At 55.7% G+C, this 21,966-nt stretch carries 18 protein-coding genes and 1 other RNA gene; 11 read left to right on the forward strand and 8 right to left on the reverse strand.

Annotated elements, in window-relative coordinates:
• Nucleotides 1–63 precede the first annotated feature (63 nt).
• The 4 genes from ACXAIA_RS09525 to ACXAIA_RS09540 form a co-directional block, all read right to left on the reverse strand.
• Complete coding sequence (locus ACXAIA_RS09525) at nt 64–1,038, reverse strand: TRAP transporter substrate-binding protein (protein ID WP_475349112.1); 975 nt, start codon at nt 1,036–1,038, stop codon at nt 64–66.
• A 285-nt stretch (nt 1,039–1,323) separates the two neighbouring features.
• Entirely contained in the window at nt 1,324–1,833 is a 510-nt protein-coding gene (locus ACXAIA_RS09530) for a winged helix DNA-binding protein (protein ID WP_475349113.1), read from the reverse strand.
• A 138-nt stretch (nt 1,834–1,971) separates the two neighbouring features.
• The gene (locus tag ACXAIA_RS09535; protein WP_475349114.1) at nt 1,972–3,933 is read right to left on the reverse strand and encodes a methyl-accepting chemotaxis protein; all 1,962 of its coding nucleotides are present in this window, start codon (nt 3,931–3,933) and stop codon (nt 1,972–1,974) included.
• Between the two features lie 328 nt (nt 3,934–4,261).
• Complete coding sequence (locus tag ACXAIA_RS09540) at nt 4,262–6,259, reverse strand: methyl-accepting chemotaxis protein (RefSeq protein ID WP_475349115.1); 1,998 nt, start codon at nt 6,257–6,259, stop codon at nt 4,262–4,264.
• Nucleotides 6,260–6,509: 250 nt separating this feature from the next.
• On the opposite strand from ACXAIA_RS09540, the gene ACXAIA_RS09545 reads away from it, so the two are divergent.
• The 5 genes from ACXAIA_RS09545 (at nt 6,510) to rnpB (ending at nt 11,482) form a co-directional block, all read left to right on the forward strand.
• A complete protein-coding gene (locus ACXAIA_RS09545) occupies nt 6,510–7,247 on the forward strand; it encodes a TerB family tellurite resistance protein (protein ID WP_475349116.1) in 738 nt (245 codons plus the stop codon).
• A gap of 136 nt (nt 7,248–7,383) precedes the next feature.
• The gene (locus ACXAIA_RS09550) at nt 7,384–9,207 is read left to right on the forward strand and encodes an ATP-binding cassette domain-containing protein (RefSeq protein WP_475349117.1); all 1,824 of its coding nucleotides are present in this window, start codon (nt 7,384–7,386) and stop codon (nt 9,205–9,207) included.
• Between the two features lie 188 nt (nt 9,208–9,395).
• The gene (locus ACXAIA_RS09555; RefSeq protein ID WP_475349118.1) at nt 9,396–10,268 is read left to right on the forward strand and encodes a DMT family transporter; all 873 of its coding nucleotides are present in this window, start codon (nt 9,396–9,398) and stop codon (nt 10,266–10,268) included.
• Between the two features lie 17 nt (nt 10,269–10,285).
• Entirely contained in the window at nt 10,286–11,026 is a 741-nt protein-coding gene (locus ACXAIA_RS09560; protein WP_475349119.1) for an N-acetylmuramoyl-L-alanine amidase, read from the forward strand.
• A gap of 60 nt (nt 11,027–11,086) precedes the next feature.
• An RNA gene (rnpB, locus tag ACXAIA_RS09565) (RNase P RNA component class A) lies at nt 11,087–11,482 on the forward strand.
• Between the two features lie 79 nt (nt 11,483–11,561).
• On the opposite strand, the gene ACXAIA_RS09570 is transcribed toward rnpB, so the two are convergent.
• The 4 genes from ACXAIA_RS09570 to ACXAIA_RS09585 all read right to left on the reverse strand — a co-directional run bounded on the left by ACXAIA_RS09570 (nt 11,562) and on the right by ACXAIA_RS09585 (nt 14,794).
• Nucleotides 11,562–12,182, reverse strand: a complete 621-nt coding sequence (locus tag ACXAIA_RS09570; RefSeq protein WP_475349120.1) for a pyridoxamine 5'-phosphate oxidase family protein — start codon at nt 12,180–12,182, stop codon at nt 11,562–11,564.
• A 69-nt stretch (nt 12,183–12,251) separates the two neighbouring features.
• A complete protein-coding gene (locus tag ACXAIA_RS09575) occupies nt 12,252–12,800 on the reverse strand; it encodes a cysteine hydrolase family protein (protein WP_475349121.1) in 549 nt (182 codons plus the stop codon).
• 94 nt (nt 12,801–12,894) lie between these two features.
• Nucleotides 12,895–13,929, reverse strand: a complete 1,035-nt coding sequence (gene corA, locus ACXAIA_RS09580) for a magnesium/cobalt transporter CorA (RefSeq protein ID WP_475349122.1) — start codon at nt 13,927–13,929, stop codon at nt 12,895–12,897.
• Between the two features lie 94 nt (nt 13,930–14,023).
• The gene (locus ACXAIA_RS09585) at nt 14,024–14,794 is read right to left on the reverse strand and encodes an EF-hand domain-containing protein (protein ID WP_475349123.1); all 771 of its coding nucleotides are present in this window, start codon (nt 14,792–14,794) and stop codon (nt 14,024–14,026) included.
• A gap of 586 nt (nt 14,795–15,380) precedes the next feature.
• Between ACXAIA_RS09585 and ACXAIA_RS09590 the strand changes: the two genes are divergently transcribed.
• The 6 genes from ACXAIA_RS09590 to ACXAIA_RS09615 are packed head-to-tail and all read left to right on the forward strand — an operon-like array spanning nt 15,381 to nt 21,959.
• Nucleotides 15,381–15,884 (forward strand): division/cell wall cluster transcriptional repressor MraZ, encoded by a 504-nt coding sequence (locus ACXAIA_RS09590; RefSeq protein WP_475349124.1) that lies wholly within the window; start codon nt 15,381–15,383, stop codon nt 15,882–15,884.
• Entirely contained in the window at nt 15,881–16,867 is a 987-nt protein-coding gene (gene rsmH / locus ACXAIA_RS09595; protein ID WP_475349125.1) for a 16S rRNA (cytosine(1402)-N(4))-methyltransferase RsmH, read from the forward strand. Before ACXAIA_RS09590 ends, rsmH begins: the two co-directional genes overlap by 4 nt.
• Entirely contained in the window at nt 16,864–17,295 is a 432-nt protein-coding gene (gene ftsL, locus ACXAIA_RS09600; protein WP_475349126.1) for a cell division protein FtsL, read from the forward strand. Before rsmH ends, ftsL begins: the two co-directional genes overlap by 4 nt.
• Nucleotides 17,292–19,010 (forward strand): peptidoglycan D,D-transpeptidase FtsI family protein, encoded by a 1,719-nt coding sequence (locus tag ACXAIA_RS09605; RefSeq protein WP_475349127.1) that lies wholly within the window; start codon nt 17,292–17,294, stop codon nt 19,008–19,010. The genes ftsL and ACXAIA_RS09605 overlap by 4 nt, the downstream gene beginning before the upstream one ends.
• 4 nt (nt 19,011–19,014) lie before the next feature.
• Complete coding sequence (locus tag ACXAIA_RS09610; RefSeq protein WP_475349128.1) at nt 19,015–20,457, forward strand: UDP-N-acetylmuramoyl-L-alanyl-D-glutamate--2,6-diaminopimelate ligase; 1,443 nt, start codon at nt 19,015–19,017, stop codon at nt 20,455–20,457.
• A 59-nt stretch (nt 20,458–20,516) separates the two neighbouring features.
• Nucleotides 20,517–21,959 carry a UDP-N-acetylmuramoyl-tripeptide--D-alanyl-D-alanine ligase gene (locus ACXAIA_RS09615; RefSeq protein ID WP_475349129.1) on the forward strand — a complete coding sequence of 481 codons (1,443 nt, stop codon included), beginning with the start codon at nt 20,517–20,519 and terminating at the stop codon, nt 21,957–21,959.
• The last annotated feature ends 7 nt before the right edge of the window (nt 21,960–21,966 follow it).

The following is a 21,966-nucleotide window of genomic DNA, read 5'->3' on the forward strand; positions in this document are numbered from 1 at the left end:
ATTGTCCGGGACCGAACGGAGGACGACAACCGTCCGGTCCCGGCAACAGGCAAGAACCGGCTATCAGTTCTTGAACGCGTCGATGATGGCCTGGCCTTCATCGCCGGTTTTTTCCAGCCAGCCAGCGACCATTTTGTCACCAGCTTCTGCCAGACCGTCTTTGAGTTCTGCACTCGGCGCAGCAACGTTCATGCCGTTTTCAGCCAGGATTTCTTTCTTGGCTTCGGCTTCTGCCATGCTCATTTCCCAACCGCGGGTCTCGGCTTTGGCAGCGGCGTCCATGACAGCAGCCTGAACGTCAGCAGACAGGCCGTCGAATGCGGCTTCGCTTACGACAACCATGTTTTTCGGAAGCCATGCCTGAACGTCATAGAAGTTCGAAACGAAGTCCCATGCCTTGGAGTTCGCACCGGTCGACGGCGAGGTGATCATCGCTTCGACAATGCCGGTTGCAAAGGCGGTCGGGATTTCCGGAACTTCAACCTGGGTCGCAACCATGCCGGTCAGCGACGCCAGTTCAGACGTGGTAGCGTTATAGGCACGGAATTTAACACCTTCGAGGTCGGCAACGGTGCTGACTTCGTTTGCGGTGTAAAGACCCTGTGCCGGCCACGGAACAGCATACAGAACTTTAAGGCCGTCTTCTGCCAGTGCTTCTTCGATGCCCGGGCGCGAAACTTCCCAAAGTTTCTTGGCATCTTCATACGAGGTCGCCAGGAACGGGATCGCGTCAACGGTGTAGATCGGGTTTTCGTTGGCGAGCAGCGAAATCAGGGTTTCGCCGATCGGGATCAGGCCGCGCTGAACCGAACGTTTGATGTCAGCATGCTTGAACAGCGAACCACCGGAATGAACGGTGATGTTCAGTTCGCCGCCGGATGCTTCGTTCACGTCCTTGGCAAATTCGATGATGTTCTGGGTGTGGAACGTCGCGTCCGGATACGGCGTTGCCATGTCCCAGGTTTCTTCAGCCGATGCGAAACCGGCCGACATGGTGATTGCGGCAACTGCGACAGTTGAAAGTGCTTTTTTCAACATTATTCAAGTCTCCCTGTGTGTGATGCAAGCCGATACACGGTTTGGTGTATCGAGACTCCAAAGTAGCCTCCCGACACATTGATCACATTTTGCCGATAAATTGTCAATGTTGTTTCATAACTACCATGCAAAAACTGCAACCCGGAAAGGGCCCCGCGAAATTTCCGATCTGCGTCAATCCGTTGTCACGCAATAGAAAACGGGCGACAGTCCGCCTGAACTGCCGCCCGTAATTTTTTTTAGGATCAGAACAAGAAAAAGGTGCAACCCGCCACCGATCCGAGGTCAGATCGAGCTCGCCGCACGGGACGCCTGATCATAAACGCCGGAAATTGCACGCAATGTCTTGGCGACATCACCAACTTCCTCTGCATTCACACCCAGACGCTGGAAGGTTTCAACCAGGCAGTCTTCGCGGACCTGGCGATATTTCTCACACATGTCGCGGCCGTCGGCCGTGGTTGCATAATGCACTTCCTTGCCGCGCTTGACCCCGTCGACCAGACCAAGCTTGCGAAGCTTTTTAAGGGAATAGTTCACAAGGTGGCTGTCTTCGACATTCAGCACAAAGCACACTTCCGACAGGCTTTTTTCCCGCTCACGCGAATTGACGTTATGCAGAACCAGAATATCAAGTACCGAGACATCCGGCATGCCAGCCGCCCGCATGCAGCGCACCATCCAGCGGTTGAACGCGTTGCCCGACAGGATCAGGGCGAATTCAAGTTCCGAAAGTTCGGCTGCACGTTCCGAGACAAGATGTGACGAGGAGACAATGCGTGTTTTATCAGCCATCCGACGTTCCCTGTTGTCCGATATGACGGGGTGTTACAGCTATTTAGAGTGAGATCGCTGCAAGTTTGTCGGCATTTTATCGCGATAAAGGCGACAGAGTAAAGCCCCTGCCGCCTTATACTTATCGACAATTCGCTGTTAAAGTGTACACATCCGTTCCAGGAAACCATCAATCTGGGATCGAAGATCGCCACTCTGCTGACCAAGATTGTTGGCCGACGCATTGACGTCGCCTGCGGCCTGATTGGTTTCATTCACCGCCGCAGACACCCCTTGCATCGCGGCCGATATTTCTTCGGTCCCGGAGGCCGCCTGTTCGACATTTTGCGATATCTCGGCTGTGGCAACGGTTTGTTCTTCGACCGCAGCCGCAACGGCAGAGGCCCGTTCGCTGATGTCCGAGATCATTTTGACAATCTCGTCGATGGCATCAACGGCAAGTCCTGTCGCCTGCTGGATATCATTGATCTGGGTCGTGATATCCTCGGTCGCCTTGCCGGTCTGATTGGCAAGGTTTTTAACCTCGCTTGCCACCACCGCGAACCCTTTGCCAGCGTCCCCGGCACGGGCGGCCTCGATGGTTGCATTGAGTGCCAGAAGGTTGGTCTGTTCGGCAATATCGCTGATCAGACTGATGACTTCGCCAATCTTGATTGCGGAATCATTCAGCCCCTGAATATTGTCATTGGTTGTCTGGGCGCGTTCAGTTGCGGACTGCGCCATGCTTGACGTTTCCGTAACCTGCCCGGAAATCTCGCTGATCGAAGCCGAAAGTTCGGTTGCTGCGGTTGCAACCAGTTGCACGTTCGAGGATGCCTCTTCTGCGCCAGACGAAACCGCCATCGATTGATTGGTCGCGGTTTCAGCACTGCTGCGCAGAACGTTGGACACCTGATGCAACTGTTCGACAGCTGTTCCGACATCTGCCATGACGGCAACGACGGCTTGATCAAACTCAGCAATATACTTTTCCTGCGTCTCCATGCGTTTGCGGCGTTTTTCGTCTTCGGCCTTCTGGGCGGCTTCGAGTTTGACCCGCTCGATCCCGTTTTCACGGAACACCAGAACGGCACGCCCCATCTCGCCGATTTCATCCGCACGGTTCACTTCATTGATATTCACATCAAAGTCGTTATCGGCCAGTCGGGTCATCTTGACGGTCAGGCCCGAAATCGCCCGGACAATTGCCCGCGACAACAGGAATGAAAGTGCCAACAATGCAGCGATCCCGATCAGATAGATAACAACCGTTACCGTCAGGCTGGTTGCCGCAATCTGTTCTGCCCGCTGTTTTTCCAATGCGGCGATATCCCCGATCGCTGCACTGATTTCAACAAGAACCGGTTCGGCCTCGGCATAATAGTCAGACAGGAAGCCCAACTCTGCCTCGCGCTGAAGGATTTTTTCCGACAGTGCCTTGAAGTCGGTCACATAGGATTTCATCAGGTCGGTGATTTCCGCCTTTTCATCGGCCGGAATACTTGATGCGGCCAAGGCGGGCTCAAACTCGGCAAGGCGATCATCAACCCGTCCGACATATTTGGGATCAAGACGGGCAAGAAAATCTTTCTCGTGACGGCGCATCATCAGCATGATCACAGTCAGATTATCCGCACTGTATTTCTTGAGCGCTTCTTCGACATTATGTACCGACCCGCGCAGGCGCCCCAAAAGCCCTTCTTCCTCGTTCAGGCCAATATCGCGTTGCAGCCCGACAACCGTTGCAAACTTCTCTGTGTAGTTGGCAAAGGACGTTTCCATTTGAACCCGCTGATCATCAAAGGCACTCAGGCTTGCTGCTTCTGAAAGCCGTTCAAGACCGGCGACCACGTCGACAACAACGTCGCCATGTTGGGCGACATATTTCTCATCTTTGCGCAGCAGGAAATCTTTTTCGCGCCGCCGCGCATTGAGGAAATCACGCGAAATCGCATCCGCAACAAGCTTGTTATCAAGTGCCCTGTCCGCCACAGACTGCGCCGCCTGGCGCTGCTGTTCGGCGACAAATTGCACGGCACCGACCACGACAAAGATCACAAGTGCCACCGCCCCGATCAGCGATATTTGATACAGAAGTTTCATTCGGGAAAGAAAGTTCATCTAAGCCCCCCAGGGGTTCGCCACGTTGATGCCAAGCCGTTCGATGTCGCGCATCAGCGCAGATCAAAGTTCAAAACGAAATAAAGACACCCCGTGACCCCGGCCCTTCATGCGGCGGGGTAAAACTGTCGGTAGTGCGAGCCACCCACTCCCTGGATGGCCATCGCGTCCGGCATTGTGCAGTTGACAAGTCGCTTTGCTGTTCTTGTCTGGTGTCCTGTTTTGCTTGTCAGAGTCACATTTGTTTTCCGGCACAACAAAACAAGGGGGAAGATTGCTCTTCCCCCTTGTTCCAACGCGAAATTGTAAACTGTGTTGCGCTTAGCGATTAGGAGATCGACCGCATCCGCGAAAGGAAACTGTCGATACGCTCACTCAGTCCATCGCTTTGACGGCCAAGATTGTCCGCCGATCCGCGCACATCATTTGCCGCCTGACTGGTTTCGGCCACCGCCGATGAAACACCTTGCATGGCATTTGAAATCTCGCTGGTGGCAGAAGCCGCCTGTTCGACATTTTCCGAGATTTCGCTGGTGGCAACGGTTTGCTGTTCAACGGCTGCCGCAACAGAGGATGCCCGTTCGCTGATATCGGAAATCATCTGAACGATGCCATCGATTGCTTCGACCGCAGACTGCGTTGCCTGCTGGATATCATTGATCTGGGTCGAGATATCCTCGGTCGCCTTCGCCGTCTGATTGGCGAGGTTCTTTACCTCGCTGGCAACAACGGCAAACCCCTTGCCGGCATCCCCGGCACGCGCGGCCTCAATGGTTGCGTTCAAGGCCAGCAAGTTGGTTTGTTCCGCAATATCACTGATCAGACTGATCACTTCGCCAATCCGCACCGCAGCGGCATTCAACCCCTGAATATCGTCGTTGGTTGTCTGGGCGCGATAGCTGGCATTCATCGCCATTTTGGAAGTATCGCTGATCTGTCCGGCGATTTCGTGAATGGAAGCCGAAAGCTCGGTTGCGGCTGTCGCGACAAGCTGAACGTTTGACGATGCTTCCTCACTGCCCGCAGACACCGTTGTCGACTGTTCATTGGCCGTCGCCGCGCTGTTGCGCAGAACTTCGGAAACCGAATGAAGCTGTTGAACGGCAGTCCCCACTTCGCTCATCATCGCGACGACATCATCGTCAAACTCGCGAATGTGCTGTTCCTGCTGTTCCATGCGCTGGCGTTGCTTTTCATCAAGTTCGCGCTGCTGGGCTTCAAGTTTCTGGCGTTCCAGCCCGTTTTCACGGAAGACAACCACGGACCGGCCCATTTCGCCGATTTCATCCTTGCGGTCTGCTTCATCAAGTTTGACGTCGAAATCGTTCTTCGCCAGACGCGCCATCTTGGTTGTCAGCCCCGTGATCGCTAGCACAATGGCGCGGGCCTGAACCGTCGACATGATGATCATGATAATCGCGCCAGCACTAAAGATGGCAAACGTCACCTGAACGCCGGTATGTGCGATTTCCTCGGCACGGAGTTGCATGTTTTCCGCAACAGTTCGCACTTCATTGCCCAGTGTTTCCAGAATGGGTTCGACCGCCGCGTAATAACCACTCAGACGCTCAAGCGACGCTTCGCGTTCCAAAACAGCATCGGCCAGCGTTTTGAAATCCGCCAGATAGGAATCCATCAGCTTGCCAAGCTGCTCCTTCTTTTCATCCTGAATGCTGCCGGCCTGTTCAAGGGCGGTTGAAAACTGTTTGGCGGTTGCTTCAACGCTTTGGACATAGGCCGGGTCGAGGCGGGCGAGAAAATCCTTCTCGTCGCGGCGCATTTGCAAAACAGCAATAGACAGATCCTTGGTACCACTCAGTCCCAGCATCGCCTCAAGCTTCGCCACTTCCCCCAAAGCGGTTTCGACTTCTGATGCGGCACTGCGCATTTCACCAAGCAACCCGGAGTTTTCATCAAGGCCGACTTTGCTCTGCAGCTCTACGACTGTGGCAAACTCGGCGACATAGGCATCGACAGCGGTCTGTGCCTGCCCCACCAGCTCAAGAAGCTCGCCCAACTCGTCACGACCGGCGAGTTCTTCCAGACCGTCACGGATATTTGTTGCGGCCTCGCTGTGCGCGGCGACGTATTCCATGCTGCGTCGAAGGACAAAATCCTTCTCATGGCGTCGGGCATCAAGAAACGCCCGCGATACTGTGCCAACCGTTCGTGAATCTTCGCTGGCGGCCTTGGCAATCATCTGCGCGGACTGACGTTGTTGATCAGCAACAAATTGGGTAATGCCGACAATGGCGAAAATCACCAATGCGACGATGCTCAGCAGTGAAATCTGGTAAACCAGTTTCATTCGCGACAAGAAAGACATGTTTCCACCCCACATTCTCGATGTTGATTTTCTTCTTTTTTTCGTTATTTCAACATCATAAAATATTCTACCATCAGTAGATATACAAACACCAAAGTATAGACTAATTGTTAATTGGCACTACCTTTGACAATACCTCCCGTGAATTTGCCCATTTCTTTTCACGACTTGCGCACTATAGTTTGTGCCTTGAGCAGCGGGCTGACCTTCCGCCCGTGCTACGTGACAACAAACAGGATGAAGATCACCCATGAGCATCTGGGGCAAAATTATTGGCGGGACCGCAGGTTTCGCCCTGGGCGGACCATTGGGTGCAATCCTCGGTGCGGCGGCCGGCCACGTGGTTGACAAGATCAAGGGCGGCATGCGCGGACCGCAGGTCGGCGGTCATGATCCGCGCCAGATTGCCTTTGCAACCGGCGTGATCGTGCTCGCAGCCAAAATGGCCAAGGCCGACGGCCATGTCAGCCGCGATGAAATCAACACCTTCAAACGCGTGTTTCACATCCCGCCGGGCGAGGAAAAGAATGTCGGGCGCATCTTTGATATGGCCCGGTCATCTTCCGAGGGGTTTGAGGTTTATGCCCGCCAGATGGCCACCATGTTCCGTGGTGAACGCGCCATCCTTGAAGGCGTGCTTGAGGCCCTTTACCAGATCGCGATGGCCGACGGTGAACTGCATCTGGCAGAACAGGATTACCTTAAAAAGGTCGCCCATATCTTTGGCTTTGCCGATGTCGACTTTGACCGAGTGCATCATGCCTTTACCGCATCGAACGGCCCTGATCCCTATGAACAGCTTGGCCTGACCCGTGATGCCAGTGATGATGACCTGAAATCAGCGCACCGCAAATTGTCGCGCGAAAACCATCCCGACACCCTGATTGCCAAGGGCATGCCCCCCGAATTCATCGAACAGGCCAATGACAAGATGGCGCGGATCAATGCCGCCTGGGATCAGATCCGCAAGGAACGCAGCATTCGCTAATCAGCCGAACGGTACCAGCCAGCCATCTGATTGCCCCCACCCTGATATGATTTCCCTTGCAACAGCACCCGATTTGCTGTTTGCAGGGGGCCGGTCATTGTGACCTTGTTTTGTTTTCAAACTTGTCGGTTTTTCCATGGCGCCACCGCTGATCAATATAAATGACACTCACCTGACCTTTGGCGGAAACGATCTGTTTTCCGATGTGTCATTTGCCATCGGTGATCGCGACCGCCTGTGCCTTGTCGGGCGCAATGGTGGCGGTAAATCGACATTGCTGAAAATCATCGCCGGTGAAATCGAACCGGATGGCGGCGAACGGTTTGTTCAGCCAGGCTGCAAGGTGGCCTATCTTAATCAGGAACCGAAATTCGACGGCTATGACACGGTCGAGGATTTCGTTCTCGATGCGCTTGATGACCATGAACAGGAATATGCCTATCGCGCTGACATGCTGCTGGCATCGGTCGATATCGATCCGAAATCCGATCCCAAACAGCTTTCCGGCGGTGAAGGCCGCCGGGCGGCCATTGCGCGCGCCCTGATTGCCGACCCGCAGGTTCTGTTGCTTGATGAGCCGACCAACCACCTTGACCTGCCGACCATTGAGTGGCTTGAAGGCGAGATCAAGAATTTCCGGGGTGCCGTCGTGGTGATCTCGCACGACCGTGCGTTCCTGAATGCCGTATCCAATGGTGTGCTGTGGCTTGATCGCGGTGTCATGCATCAGGGCGCGATCAACTTTTCCAAGTTCGAGGAATGGTCCGAGGAAATCTATCGCAAGGAAGCCGAAGAACGCGCCAAGCTGGATAAGTTGATCGCGCAAGAAACCGTCTGGTCGGTACAGGGCATTTCCGCGCGCCGCAAACGTAACCAGGGCCGCCTGCGCAGACTTCATGACATGCGCGCACAGCGTTCCCAACAGGTTGACCGGATTGGCAATGTGTCGCTCGCGGCCGATGCGGGAGAAACATCGGGCAAGGTCGTGATTGAGGCCACCGACATAACCAAGTCATTCGGTGATCGCCCGATCATCTCAGACTTTTCGACCCGCATTATGCGCGGTGACAAGGTTGGCATTATTGGGCCGAATGGGGCGGGGAAAACCACGCTTTTGAAAATGCTGACCGGGCAGCTGGAACCAGACAGCGGCACGATCAAGATCGGCACCAACCTGAAACCGAGCTACTTCGATCAAAAACGCGCTGCCCTTGATGACACCAAAACCCTTTGGGATACGCTGTGTGATGTGGGTGGTGATCAGGTGATGGTGCGCGGCAATCCCCGCCATGTGGTCAGCTATCTGCGTGATTTCCTGTTTGACGAAAAACAGGCCCGAAGCCCGGTTGGCGCGCTTTCGGGCGGTGAACGCAACCGATTGTTGCTGGCCAAACAACTGGCCAAGCCGACCAACCTTCTGATCATGGATGAGCCAACCAACGATCTGGATATGGATACGCTTGATCTGCTGCAGGAAATGCTGAGCGACTATGAAGGCACGCTGCTTCTGGTCAGCCATGACCGTGATTTCCTGGATCGCGTGGTCACATCCTCCATCGTGATGGAAGGCGATGGGACAGCCATCGAATATGCCGGTGGTTATTCCGACTATATTGCCCAGCGCAAACTGTCGCGCGCTGAGGCCGCCAAGGAAGAAAAGGCCGCTGCCAAGCAGGTCAAGAAAACCGCACAAGCGTCTGCGCCGAAGTCCAAACCAGCGGGCAAGCTGAGCTATAAGGATCAGCGCGAATATGACAATCTGCCGGGTGAAATGGCCAAGCTTGAAGGTGAAATCGCAACCCTTGAAGAGGCGCTATCGGACAGCGGCCTGTTCACCAAGGACCCGGACGGCTTCCAGAAAAAGGTCGACCGTCTGGATGCGGCACGTGCAGGACTTGAATCCTCCGAGGAACGCTGGCTTGAACTTGAAATGCTGCGTGAGGAACTTGGTCAGTCCTGACCTTATTCTTGTGCCCGCGCGCGACAGTTGAGCCCTGAGTTGAGAACTACTCATTTGTGCTTTGGGGCAAAACATCCGATCAAGGGCAAAGGTCAGGATTTATAACTCGTCTAAAAATATCGACGGGATTGACCATCCGTCTGATATCCTTGGTGCAATTACCGCCCCTTTTACCGAAAGGCCTCGTCATGTCGATCAAAGCCTTGCTTATGGCCTTTTCCGTCGCCGTTATCTGGGGCGTCAATATGCTGACCGTCAAAGGCGCGGTTGGTGAAATCCCGCCTTTCATCCTGACCGCGATGCGTTTTGCCGCTGTGGCGATCCTGTTGATCCCGTTTACACAGATCCCGCGCGGCCGCTTTGGCAAACTTGCCCTGATTTCCGTGACATTCGGCGGTCTGCATTTCGGGGTTCTGTTTTATGCCCTGTCCATGCTTGATGCCGGGCCAGTTGCGGTTATCATTCTTCTGGGCGTGCCATTTTCATCTATGCTTGCCACCTATTTCTTCAATGATCGGCTGGGCTGGAAACGGCTATCGGGCATGGCGTTGGCCTTTATTGGCGTGACTGTGATGTTCTGGGATCCGACCATGACAGAGCTGCAATTGCCGCTGTTGCTTGTGGTGTTTGCATCCTTCATGTGGGCGGTTGCCAATGTCATGATCAAGAAGCTGGGCGATATCGACACCTTCCAGCTCAATGGCTGGATGGCATTGATGGCAGCCCCGCAGTTACTGGTCCTGTCGCTGATCTTTGAACCGCACGCCTTTCAGGCGATTGCCGCGGCAAGCTGGGTGGCGTGGGCGAACCTGGCATTCACGGTGGTGATGTCCTCCATCGTTGCCTATGGCTTCTGGTATCACTTGCTTAAGACGCAGGACGTGAATGTTGTGGTTCCCTGGATGCTGCTGGCACCCGTCATCAGTGTTATCGGATCGTTCCTGGTGTTTGACGAACCCTTCTCGCTGCTTAAAATCATCGGCGGCATCGTTGTTCTGTGCGGTGTGGCTGTGATCATGTTGCGCAAACCGGTTCAGCGCAAAGTACAGGGGATGGACTGATCCGAATGGGGGACGGTTTGCATAGCAAAAGCTTTCAGGGACGCATCATTTCCCACCCATCCCCCAATTTCGGTGATCGCCCCGATGGTTGCCCGATTGATATCCTGATCCTGCATTATACCGGCATGCAATCGGGCACAGCCGCCCTTGAACGTCTGTGTGACCCTGCAAGCTCGGTCTCTAGCCATTACCTGATCGAGGAAGATGGCCGCATCTTTCAGCTGGTCGATGAGGACAAGCGCGCCTGGCATGCAGGCGTTGGGGCCTGGCAGGAATGCCGGGATGTGAATTCGCACTCCATTGGGATCGAAATCGTCAATCCGGGTCATGAGTTCGGCTATCGCCCCTTCCCGGATATCCAGATCCAGTCGGTTATCGACCTGACAAAAGATATCCTGCCCCGTCACGCTATCCCGGCAGGCCGCATCATCGGTCATTCCGACATGGCCCCGGATCGCAAGGAAGACCCAGGCGAACTGTTCCCCTGGCAGGAGTTGGCCGAAAACGGTATCGGACTTTGGCCCGGATATACTGGCGTTCCGGCCATCGCATCAAACGTGCTCGACGCGCCTTCAAACCCGGATGAATTTCATGCCGTGCTTGATGCCATCGGCTATGGCCCGGTATCCAGCGAAGAAGACAAAACCCAACGCACCGTCGCCTTCCAGCGTCACTGGCGCCAGAACGATATTTCCGGCCAGGTTGACGAAGAATGCCTTGCCATTGCCAAGGTGCTCGCCAGCGCGATTGCCAGCTAGACCACCTAGCCACATCGCTTTTTCTTGACGTCCCCCCTGATGTGACCTACATCCCGACCACCAGATGGCCGGATGGCTGCCCTGATTGCGTGCAATCGGGGAGGAAAGTCCGGGCTCCACGGAAACACGGTGCCAGATAACGTCTGGCGGGGGCGACCCTAGGGAAAGTGCCACAGAGAGGATACCGCCGGATCGCGCAAGCCATCCGGTAAGGGTGAAAGGGTGCGGTAAGAGCGCACCGGTCCTTCAGCAATGCGGGACGCATGGTAAACCCCACCGGGAGCAAAACCTAATAGGAATGGTCGGCCGGATGCTTCGGCATTGTCGGCAGGTGGGTTTTCGCACCACCATTCGGGTTGGTTGCAGGAGGCGTTCGGCGACGGACGTCCCAGATGAATAGTCATCCAGTGCGGTTCGCCGCATGGACAGAACCCGGCTTACAGGCCATCTGGTTTTATCTTTCGCGGGCACAAAAAAGGCGATGACAGCTTCCCGTGATCGCCCGAACAAAATACCCGTAGTTACAGGCAGAAGATCAGCCTCGCTCGGCAATCGATTGCGCGAAATACTTGTCGGCTTCTTCCTGTGTGCCTTCCGGAATATCCGTCGAGGTCTGATCCTTGATCATCTTGCCCAAGGTCGGCAGCGTCTTGCGTTCAATCCGGGTGTCAGGATCCCACAGCTTGGAGCGCATCAGGGCCTTTGCACAATGCAGGAAGGCTTCCTCGACCGTGATCTTGATGGCGGTAATCGGTGCCTTGGGCGTATCGGTAAACAGGCCGAGCAGTTCCGGGTCGGTGCTGATTTCGGCCACACCATTGATACGCAGCGTTTCATTCACGCCCGGCACGAAAAACAGCATCCCTACTTTCGGGTTGTCGATGATGTTTGACAGGCTGTCCACCCGGTTGTTGCCCGGACGATCGGGCATGACCAGCGTCTTGTCATCAATCACCTTGATGAAGCCCGGGCCATCACCGCGAGGACTGACATCGGCATTACCATCCTGATCTGCCGACGAAATCACAGCAAAAGGTGCCAGGGAGATGAAGTGTTTGCAGTGCGGATCGAGTGCCGGCAAACACTTGGATACGGCAAGCCCAAGCGGCTCTCCATAGATGGCACGGAGCTTTTCCTGGGTATCGATTTTCGTCATGGCAGGCTTACCTTTCGCGGGGATTGGAGGCAGAAACTGCTTGAGTTGCAAACGCAAGTCAATTGCCGATTAACCGGCAATGATTTCGTCCACTGTTTTGACCGCTGCGAACTCTCCGTTCAGGCTGGCCAGTGCCACGTCATGCACCAGATCGGCGGCGAAAACCCGCCCATCCGGAAGGCTGCGATCAAAGGTCGCACAGGCATCTGCGGCAATGTTGGCCTCAAATCCAAGATTGGCCGCCATGCGTGTGGTCGTATTCACACAATGATCGGTCGTGATCCCGCACAGAACCAGCTTTGAAATACCTTTTGCGCGCAGATCGGCCTCAAGCTTTGTCCCGATCAGGGCCGAATTGACATTCTTGCCATAGACCGGCTCACCATCACGGGGCTCAAACCCGGGTTTGAAGGCATTTCCGGGGTGGCCGGGATGCAAACGCGATTGCGGCTCCGTTGAATCGTGCTTTGCATGGAAAACCGGCCACCCTTCCGCCCGCCAATGCGCCAACAGTTTTGCACCATTTGTTTCAGCATCGGGGTTGTTGCGGTTTCCCCAGTAGTCGAGGTCATCAAATCCTTGCTGCCAATCGATCAGTATGAGGGCGGTCTGGCTCATTTTGGGGCTCCGAAATCAGGTAAATACGCTCGTCAATCTAGCAGCGCGAAGACTGTCTGAAAGGACAGAAGCCCCACCAATTTTGCCAGATGACTTACAACCAGCCTTTGCGCTTGAAATATAAAAGCGGCAGGACGGCCGAGAGGATCATCAGGGCAATCGCAACCGGGTATCCGAACTGCCATTCAAGTTCCGGAATGAATTCGAAGTTCATGCCATAGATGCTGGCAATCAGGGTCGGCGGCAGGAAGGCCGCAGCAGCAACCGAGAAAATCTTGATGATGTTGTTCTGTTCAAGACTGATCATACCCAGCGTCGCATCGAGCAGGAAGGTCACCTTGTTGGCGATGAAATTGGCGTGCTCGGTGATCGAGACAATATCGCGCGAAAGGATTTTGAGCCGCGCCTTGGCGTCTTTTTTAAGTCGCGCCTGGGTCGAGAGGAACAAGCCCAAACGATGCAGGTTCAAAAGACTGTCCTTGGCCTTGCCTGACAGGTTGCCGGTTCGTCCGATCTGACGCAGGGTTTCGCGATGATCACCGTCAGAGCCCTTGTCTTCGGCGCTGATAAAGACCTGATTGGACAGGCCTTCAAGATCAATCGCGGTTTGTTCCATCAAATCAGCCAGACGATCCACGATCTGTTCAAGCAGACCAAACAGAACGGCCTCGGCACTGTTGGCCAGTGGCGGGCTGCGCTTCACACGCCGGATAAAGGTTTTGAACGGGACCGGATCGGCATAACGCACCGTGATCAGGGTTTTCTTGACCAGAATAAAGGTCACCGCCGTTGTTTGCGGCGCATCGGTGGTTGCCTTGGTCAGAACCGAAACGGTCATGAACAGCGCCCCGTCTTCATCATACAGGCGCGAGGACAGCTCAATTTCCTGCATTTCTTCGCGCGTTGGCATCTCGATACCAAAGCGTTCTTCGATTTCCTTGATTTCCTCTGTGGTGGGAGAATGCAAATCCACCCAGACCGGAAGGCGATCCACTTTTCCTGTTGCAGGTTTTGAAAGCGTGCTTTCACCAGCATCAACGCCGCCAGCGGCATTCGAAGCAACGGGCGCTGGCGCGTTGGTGTCATCAGTCGTCGTGCGCACCGGAGCAAAGAATTCGTTGGTGTCCATCAGCCTCTCCGTCTTTTCCGGCTTACCGACCATATCGGATGCCAGTTTATGTCTTGCTTGTCATGTGATGAATGCGTTTCAGAAGGAAGCATCCCTAAAACGGCAACACCGTCTGGAACGAAAACGGATCGATATCCGCATCGTCGCCGCGCTTGTCATCATAGGTTGTGCGCGCTTTTGCCAGGAATTCTTCCTTGGTGATCATCCGATCGCCATCGGCATCGTAATCAGGAAACAGCAAACCCAGCCGGCGGCTTTCAGTGCGCAGTCTTTGACGATTGCCCTCTGCTGAACCGGGCAGTTTTTCAACGGCGGCAAACTCGCGCGCGACAAGGACATTATCGCCATTGATATCGCGCCGGCGGAACATCCAGCTGGCATAGGCCGCGGCCTCGTCCGCGCTGATCCGGCCGTCCTGATCGATATCAATCGGATGATATTGCTCACGATAGACTTTGACCTGTTCCGGGATCCCGGAAGGTGCCACACCCGTTCCGCCATTTTGCTGGGCAAGGGCCTTTGCAATTGCCTCGCTCAGGCCGGGAATATTGGCAGCACCATCCCCCGTCATGCCGGGGACACCGGTACCCGATCCCGCCCCATCAAGGCCATTCAATCCGGAAAGCCCGCCCAGACCAAACTGCGACATCAGTTCCGGGTTGTTTTGAAGCTGCTGCATTATCAGCGGCAGCAATTCGCGCATCTGCGGCGATGAAACTTCCGGCGAAGTTGATCCGCCACCGGCCGGGTCAAGAGACAGTCCCTGTGCGAATGCCTCCCCGCCCGTGATTGGGCCAAGCCCCGGCAACAAAAAGGCGCCGGAGAATGCGCAACCCATTAATAGAATGGCAGCTTTTATCCGCAACAATCGCTTCCTTCGTTTCACTGACGCTGCCCCGCGCCAGATGAGCATGCCCCGTTCCCGCGCCAGATGAGCATGCCCCGTTGGGGGGCCATATTTCAGTCCTGATGGCAGATCAAACCGATCAAAAGACCATCAGAGATCGTTTTGACATTTTGCAGGAGTTTGCCCGCGCATCAAACCCGATTGGCCATCAAATCGCAAATTGTCTTCATCACGCCCCATCCAAACCCAAGTCCCCAAACGGTCCATCAAAACCCAAATTCCGGTTTTACGATGGCCTTCCCATGGGCACCCATGGACCGGATTTGGGATTTCATGGGCAGAAGATGGAGCAGCACCGGTTTTCCGGGATTTTCGGCCGAATTCAGCCTTTTTGCATGTACCGCAGAAACCCTCGGAAAGCGCCAAAACGTCACAAAACAGCCCATCAAATCCCATTGACCCCCATCATTTCCCATGGTACCCCATAAAGAGGCACAAATTCCGTGCCATGCGGGGCATATCCATTTCAGTCACATCACAGTCGCAAGACAGCCCGGTTGGGCCCGTGTTTTGAAATCGGATTTTTGATCAGGGGAATGGCGAAGTGCTGTTCACAGGGACGCACATTCACAAGCTGGACCGGAAGGGACGTGTATCCGTCCCCAAGCGGTTCCGTGCGGCCCTCGACAACGAAGAATTCGCTGGCATCTACCTGTATCAATCCCACAAGGAAAGCGCGCTTGAAGGCTGCAGCCACAGCCATATGGAGCGCATTGCCGCATCGCTTGATGAACTCGACATGTTCTCTGACGAAGCCGATGACCTGGCAGACACCATCCTTGGCTCCTCGCATATGCTTCCTTATGACGGCGAAGGTCGCATCATTCTGCCCGCAGAACTGATCGAATTTGCCCGTATCGAAGACCAGGTCGCCTTTGTCGGCCGTGGTCGCACCTTCCGCCTGTGGAACCCTGACATCTTCAAGCCCCTGCAAGAAGCCAGCCGGACCCGCACGCTCAACCGTGGTGCGACATTGAAGCTCAAACCGATGAGTGAACTCCCCAAAGGTGCACGTCCCGGCACCGTAGATGAGGAGGACGCATCATGAGCGACAAGGATCTGAGTTTTGCCACCGAAGACCGTCCCCATAAGCCGGTCCTGCTGCGCGAGGTCCTCGAAGCCCTTGCACCGCGTGACGGCGAGATCATGGTTGACGGCACCTTTGGCGCAGGCGGTTACTCCCGCGCCATTCTTGATTCCGCCAATTGCGAACTTTACGGCATCGACCGTGACCCGACTGCTGTCGCCACCGGCAAAAAGCTTGAAGCCGAATATGACGGTCGCTTCCATATGGTCGAGGGCTGCTTTGGTGACATGGGTCGCCTGATCCCGGAAGCGGGTGCAGAGCAGGTCGATGGCATCGTTCTTGATATCGGCGTTTCATCGATGCAGCTCGATCAGGCGGATCGCGGGTTTTCGTTCCGCGAAGACGGCCCGCTTGATATGCGCATGTCGATGTCCGGCCCAACGGCGGCCGACTTCGTCAACAATGCCGAAGAAGAAGACATTGCCAATGTCGTTTATCGCTATGGCGAGGAACGCGCATCGCGCAAGGTTGCACGCAAGATTGTCGAACTTCGTTCTGACGAACCTTTTACGACGACATCCCAACTGGCCCGCGCGGTGCGTTCGGTCGTGCGCAAGTCCAAAGACGGCATTGACCCGGCAACCCGCACCTTCCAGGCGCTGCGCATTTATGTAAATGACGAGCTTGGCGAACTTGAACGTGCCATGGAGGCGTCTGAAACCTTGCTGAAACCGGGCGGCCGTCTGGTGGTGGTGACGTTCCATTCGCTGGAAGACCGTCAGGTCAAAACCTTCATGAAGGCACGCTCGGGCGATCCGAAAAAGATGTCACGCCGCCTGCCCGGCGAACCGGAAGTCGCCATTCCGACGTTTTCGACCATCACGCGCAAGGCCGTGACCGGTCAGAAGGACGAAATTCGCGCCAATCCGCGTGCGCGGTCGGCCAAATTGCGCGCTGTTGCCCGTAACGAGCAGCCAGCCACATCGCAGGGAGGTCGCAAATGACCCGTGCGGTAACCATTATTGGCCTCGTCCTGACCATCCTGATCGGCACCGGCACCTATTGGGTCAGCCATCAGGTCGAACGTCTTGAAAAGCGTTACGCCGAAATCCAGTCTGATATTCTCGCCGAACAGGAAAGCATCCATGTGCTTCAGGCGGAATGGAGCTATCTGAACAATCCCGAGCGGATCGAACGCCTGTCTCAGCAGTATCTGAGCCTGGCCCAAATTGATGTGCTGCAGATGGCCAGCATCGATGATCTGCCCGAAGACGCCGATCTACACCAGTATGGCATCGACAAGTTCGGCGAAGCGGTTGCCTTCATGCCTGTCCCGCGCGCCCGTCCGGGGGATCTGATGTATGACGAGGCCGCAGATTCCATGATCATCGACGCCCCGTCGGTCGCAGCAGAAACCGGGGGTGCGCAATGAGCCTGACCCGTTTCTCATACTGGCTGCGTGGTGATCGCCCGGAACTGGGCCCGGACCAACGCGAACGCCTGGCGCTTGAAACCGCGCGCAACCGCATCTTCATTACCGGTGCAATGTTCATCATTGGTTTTTGCTGGATCACCTATGGTCTGGTTGATGCATCGGTTCTGCGTCAAGGCAACGAACCCGCCGTCGCATCGGGCACCGACACCCGCGAACTTAAAACCGAGCGCGCCGATATCGTTGATCGCAACGGCATGTTGCTGGCAACCGATCTTCCGACCAATTCGCTTTTTGCCGATGCGCGTGTCGTCAAGGATCCGGTTGAGTCTGCTGACCTTTTGCTGACCGTCTTGCCCGACCTTGATCGCGATACGCTGATCCGTCATCTCAGCTCGCGCAAGGCATTCGTCTGGCTGCGCCGCAACCTGACGCCGGAACAGCAATATGAAGTCAACTCGCTGGGCATTCCCGGCCTGAACTTCCAGCGTGAAGAACGCCGCGTTTATCCGCATGGGCGTTTGCTGTCACATGCGCTGGGCTTCACCGATATCGACAATAACGGCATCGCCGGCGCCGAGCGGGAGTTTGACAACGAACTGCGCATCAATAACGGCCCGCTGGAGCTTTCGCTTGATACCCGGGTGCAATACGCGCTTGAGGAAGAAGTCGAAACCGCGATGGAAACCTATAGCGCGGTTGGCGCAGCCGGGCTGGTGATGGATGCCTATACCGGCGAAGTCGTTGCGATGACGTCGCTTCCGAACTTTGACCCGCACCGTCCGGGTCAGGCACCGGCAGACGCGCGCTTTAACCGATCCACGCTTGGCGTTTATGAAATGGGTTCGGTGTTCAAGCTGTTTAACACCGCGATTGCCCTTGAAACTGGCACATCAACCTTGAATTCGGTCTATGACGCGACGGAACCGCTGCCGGTTGGCGGGTTCCGCATTCGCGACTATCACGCCGAAAACCGTTGGCTGACGGTGCCGGAAATTCTTGTGCACAGCTCGAACATTGGCTCGGCGCGCATGGCCATGGCCTTTGGCGGCGAGAACCAGCGCACCTACCTTAAAAAGCTTGGCATGCTCGACAAACCGCTGATCGAGCTTCCTGAAGTCGGCGGACCGCTTGTGCCCAATCCCTGGCGGGAGATCAACACCATGACGATTTCGTTCGGTCATGGTCTGGCCGTGACCCCACTTCAGGTTGTCAGTGGTATTTCCACCCTTGTGAATGGTGGCATTCGCCGCCCGGCAACCATCCTGAAACAGGACGGCGCCCCGGCAGGCGAACGTGTATTCTCCCAGAAAACCTCGGAACAACTGCGTCGCCTGATGCGGCTGGTCGTTACCGAAGGTTCTGGCAAGAAGGCCGAAGTGGCGGGTTACTTCCTTGGCGGGAAGACCGGGACTTCGGAAAAACTCGTGAACGGGCGCTACGTCAAGAACGCCCGCATGTCGACCTTTGTCGCCGCCTTCCCGATGCAGGACCCGAAATACGTGGTTCTGGTGACGTTGGACGAGCCCAAAGGCACCAAAGAAACTTATGGATTTGCCACAGCAGGTTGGGTGTCTGCCCCTGCCGTTGGCAAGGTTGTGACACGTATTGCTCCCCTTCTGGGCATTGAACCGGCGAATGCGAAGGCGCCGGAGATTGAGCAAGCGCTGCAGATCGAACTTCGCAAGGGGGAGCGCAAACTTGCGTCTTTCTGAGCTCATGGCAGGTGATCAAGCGGCATTGAAACATGCCGAAGGACAGGACCCGGATATCACGGGCCTGACAGCAGACTCACGTACCGTGAAGGATGGCTATATGTTTGCCGCCCTTTCCGGTGCACGAGACGACGGGTCCAAGTATATCGAAGATGCGATCAAACTTGGTGCCGCAGCCATCCTTGCCAAGGACGGCACGCCAAGACCCGCCGCCCCAACGGTTCCGCTGATCCCGGTGGAAAATCCGCGCAAACGTTATGCCCAGCTGGCCGCACGTTTTTATGGTCAGCAACCGGCAAACATTGCAGCGATCACCGGTACGAACGGCAAAACATCGACCGCGATCTTTACCGAACAGCTCTGGACGATCCTGGGTAACATGTCGGGATCGATCGGCACCCTTGGCATTCGCGCCGCTGGGGCGAAAATCCCCGGTTCGCTGACCACGCCGGACCCGGTCGCCCTGCATCAAAGTCTTGATGAAATGTCGGGTATTGGCGTTACCCATGTCGCGATGGAAGCAAGCTCGCACGGTCTTGACCAATACCGCCTTGATGGCGTGAAGGTCACCGTTGCTGCCTTCACCAACCTCTCGCGCGATCATCTGGATTATCACGGCACGTTTGAAAAATACTTTGCCGCCAAGGCGCGTCTGTTTTCCGACCTTCTGGTCGCGGACGGTACTGCTGTGCTCAATGCCGATGTCGAACAGTTTGATCTTCTAAAAAAGCTGTGCGCCAAGCGCGGTGTGAATGTTCTGTCCTATGGTCAGAACGCCGATGACATCAAACTGATCAAGGCAACACCGGATAGTACCGGCACCCAGCTCCGTCTTGCTGCGAACAAGGGCGAATACAACATTCACCTGCCACTGATGGGCAGCTTCCAGGTCATGAACGCGCTGGCCGCCCTTTCCATCGTGGTGGCATCGGGTGCGGACCTTGATCAGGCAATCCTTGCACTTGAAAAACTTGACGGTGTGCGTGGTCGTCTTGAACTGGTCGGCAAGACCAGCTTCGGTGCGCCGGTATTCGTGGATTACGCCCACACCCCAGATGCGCTTGAAACCGTCATCAAAGCCGTCCGTCCGCATTGCAAAGGCCGTCTGGTTTGTGTATTCGGGGCCGGTGGAGACCGTGACGTCGGGAAACGCCCGCTGATGGGGCAGGTTGCCCATGATTTTGCCGATATTGCCATCATCACCGATGACAACCCGCGCAGCGAAGATCCGGCTACCATTCGTGCTGCGATCAAGGAAAAGTGCGAAGGTGCTGTCGAGACTGGCGACCGTGCTGAGGCCATCAAACGCGGCATTGGCATCCTTCAGCGCAACGATGTCCTTATTATCGCCGGAAAAGGCCATGAAAGAGGCCAAGTTGTCGGCGATACGGTTCTTCCATTCGATGATGCATCTGTTGCCCGCAGCATCCTTGCCGGCGGCAATTGACCTTAATTCCCGTTACGGCGCTTTGGCCGTGATGGTCTGAGCGAAAAGAAAGTGACGTTATGACGAAGGCTGTTTTATGGACCGCAACGGATGCCGCAACCGCAACCGGTGGTAAAACCACAGGCGACTGGACGGTAACCGGCATCTCGATTGACAGCCGCAAAGTCAGCGAAGGCGATCTGTTTATCGCCCTTAAGGGCCCGAATTTCGACGGTCACAAATTTGCCCAGGCCGCCCTTGATGCCGGCGCCCATGCCGTCATGGTTTCAGATGCCAACGGCATCACCGATACCGACAAGGTTCTCCTGGTGGATGACACGATGGCCGCCCTTGAACGCCTTGGCATCGCCGGTCGTGCGCGCAGCAAGGCCAAGATCGTTGCCATTACCGGCAGTGTTGGCAAAACCGGCACCAAGGAAGCGCTTAAATACGTGCTGTCCCAGCAGGGTAAAACCCATGCCAGCCCGGCCAGCTTCAATAACCATTGGGGTGTTCCGATCACCCTGGCGACCCTGCCGGTGGATGCCGAATATGGCGTTTGTGAAATCGGCATGAACCATCCGGGCGAAATCAGCACGCTGGTCAAAATGGTCAAACCGTCCGTGGCACTGATTACCACCGTGGTTGGGGCACATACCGAATTCTTCAAGGACGAAGCCGAAATCGCCATGGCCAAGGCCGAGATTTTTGATGGCCTTGAGAGTGACGGCACGGTTATCCTCAACCGTGACAACCTGCATTACTTCGCCCTTGCACGGCGCGCCAAGGAACTTGGCCTGAGCACCATCAAGTGTTTTGGTACGGATGCGGTATCCGACTATCGCCTGTTTGAAGCCAACATTGTCACCGATGGCAGTGCTGTCCGTGCGCGCGTTGGCGGCCAGGATCTGGAATATTTCATCGGCTGCCCGGGCGAACACCGGGTTCTGAACTCGCTTGCAGTTCTGGGCTGTGTCGATGCGATTGGCGCGGATCTGGTCAAAGCGTCCAAGGATCTCGCCGATGTCACCCCGCCTGCCGGTCGTGGTGAAACGCTGACCCTCAAGCTCCCGTCAGGTGATGGCAGCTTTACCCTGATTGATGATGCCTATAACGCCAACCCGACCTCGATGATGGCAGGGATCAAGGTGCTGTCGCAGACCAAACCGGGCGAAGGCGGCCGCAAGATTGCGGTTCTGGGTGAAATGCGCGAACTTGGCGATATTGCAACCAAGATGCATGCCGATCTGTATCACCCGTTGACCTCGCTTGAGATTGACCGGGTCTATTCGGTCGGGCCGCTGATGGCCGAGCTCGACAAGACCCTGCCGTCCGAACGCAATGCCGGCCACTTTGAGACCGCCGAAGACGCGATTGAGCCGATCAAGGCCGATTTGCGCGATGGCGATGTGGTTTTGGTCAAAGGATCGCTTGGCATTTACGTTTCGAAAATTGTATCGGCCTTAAAATCCTGTGGCGTGGTGGAGAATTCCACAACCGCAACAGAAGAGGGTCAGGACTGACCCTAAG

Source organism: Thalassospira sp. ABL2_045 (assembly GCF_056161285.1).

Excerpts from the sequence above, each read along its gene's own strand:
- ACXAIA_RS09615 (WP_475349129.1), top strand. The coding sequence starts at position 20,517 with ATGACGAAGGCTGTTTTATGGACCGCAACGGATGCCGCAACCGCAACC.
- ftsL (WP_475349126.1), top strand. The coding sequence starts at position 16,864 with ATGACCCGTGCGGTAACCATTATTGGCCTCGTCCTGACCATCCTGATC.
- ACXAIA_RS09555 (WP_475349118.1), top strand. The coding sequence starts at position 9,396 with ATGTCGATCAAAGCCTTGCTTATGGCCTTTTCCGTCGCCGTTATCTGG.
- ACXAIA_RS09570 (WP_475349120.1), bottom strand. The coding sequence starts at position 12,182 with ATGACGAAAATCGATACCCAGGAAAAGCTCCGTGCCATCTATGGAGAG.
- corA (WP_475349122.1), bottom strand. The coding sequence starts at position 13,929 with ATGGACACCAACGAATTCTTTGCTCCGGTGCGCACGACGACTGATGAC.
- ACXAIA_RS09525 (WP_475349112.1), bottom strand. The coding sequence starts at position 1,038 with ATGTTGAAAAAAGCACTTTCAACTGTCGCAGTTGCCGCAATCACCATG.
- ACXAIA_RS09610 (WP_475349128.1), top strand. The coding sequence starts at position 19,015 with ATGGCAGGTGATCAAGCGGCATTGAAACATGCCGAAGGACAGGACCCG.
- ACXAIA_RS09575 (WP_475349121.1), bottom strand. The coding sequence starts at position 12,800 with ATGAGCCAGACCGCCCTCATACTGATCGATTGGCAGCAAGGATTTGAT.
- ACXAIA_RS09540 (WP_475349115.1), bottom strand. The coding sequence starts at position 6,259 with ATGTCTTTCTTGTCGCGAATGAAACTGGTTTACCAGATTTCACTGCTG.
- ACXAIA_RS09605 (WP_475349127.1), top strand. The coding sequence starts at position 17,292 with ATGAGCCTGACCCGTTTCTCATACTGGCTGCGTGGTGATCGCCCGGAA.
- rsmH (WP_475349125.1), top strand. The coding sequence starts at position 15,881 with ATGAGCGACAAGGATCTGAGTTTTGCCACCGAAGACCGTCCCCATAAG.
- ACXAIA_RS09530 (WP_475349113.1), bottom strand. The coding sequence starts at position 1,833 with ATGGCTGATAAAACACGCATTGTCTCCTCGTCACATCTTGTCTCGGAA.
- ACXAIA_RS09545 (WP_475349116.1), top strand. The coding sequence starts at position 6,510 with ATGAGCATCTGGGGCAAAATTATTGGCGGGACCGCAGGTTTCGCCCTG.
- ACXAIA_RS09535 (WP_475349114.1), bottom strand. The coding sequence starts at position 3,933 with ATGAACTTTCTTTCCCGAATGAAACTTCTGTATCAAATATCGCTGATC.
- ACXAIA_RS09550 (WP_475349117.1), top strand. The coding sequence starts at position 7,384 with ATGGCGCCACCGCTGATCAATATAAATGACACTCACCTGACCTTTGGC.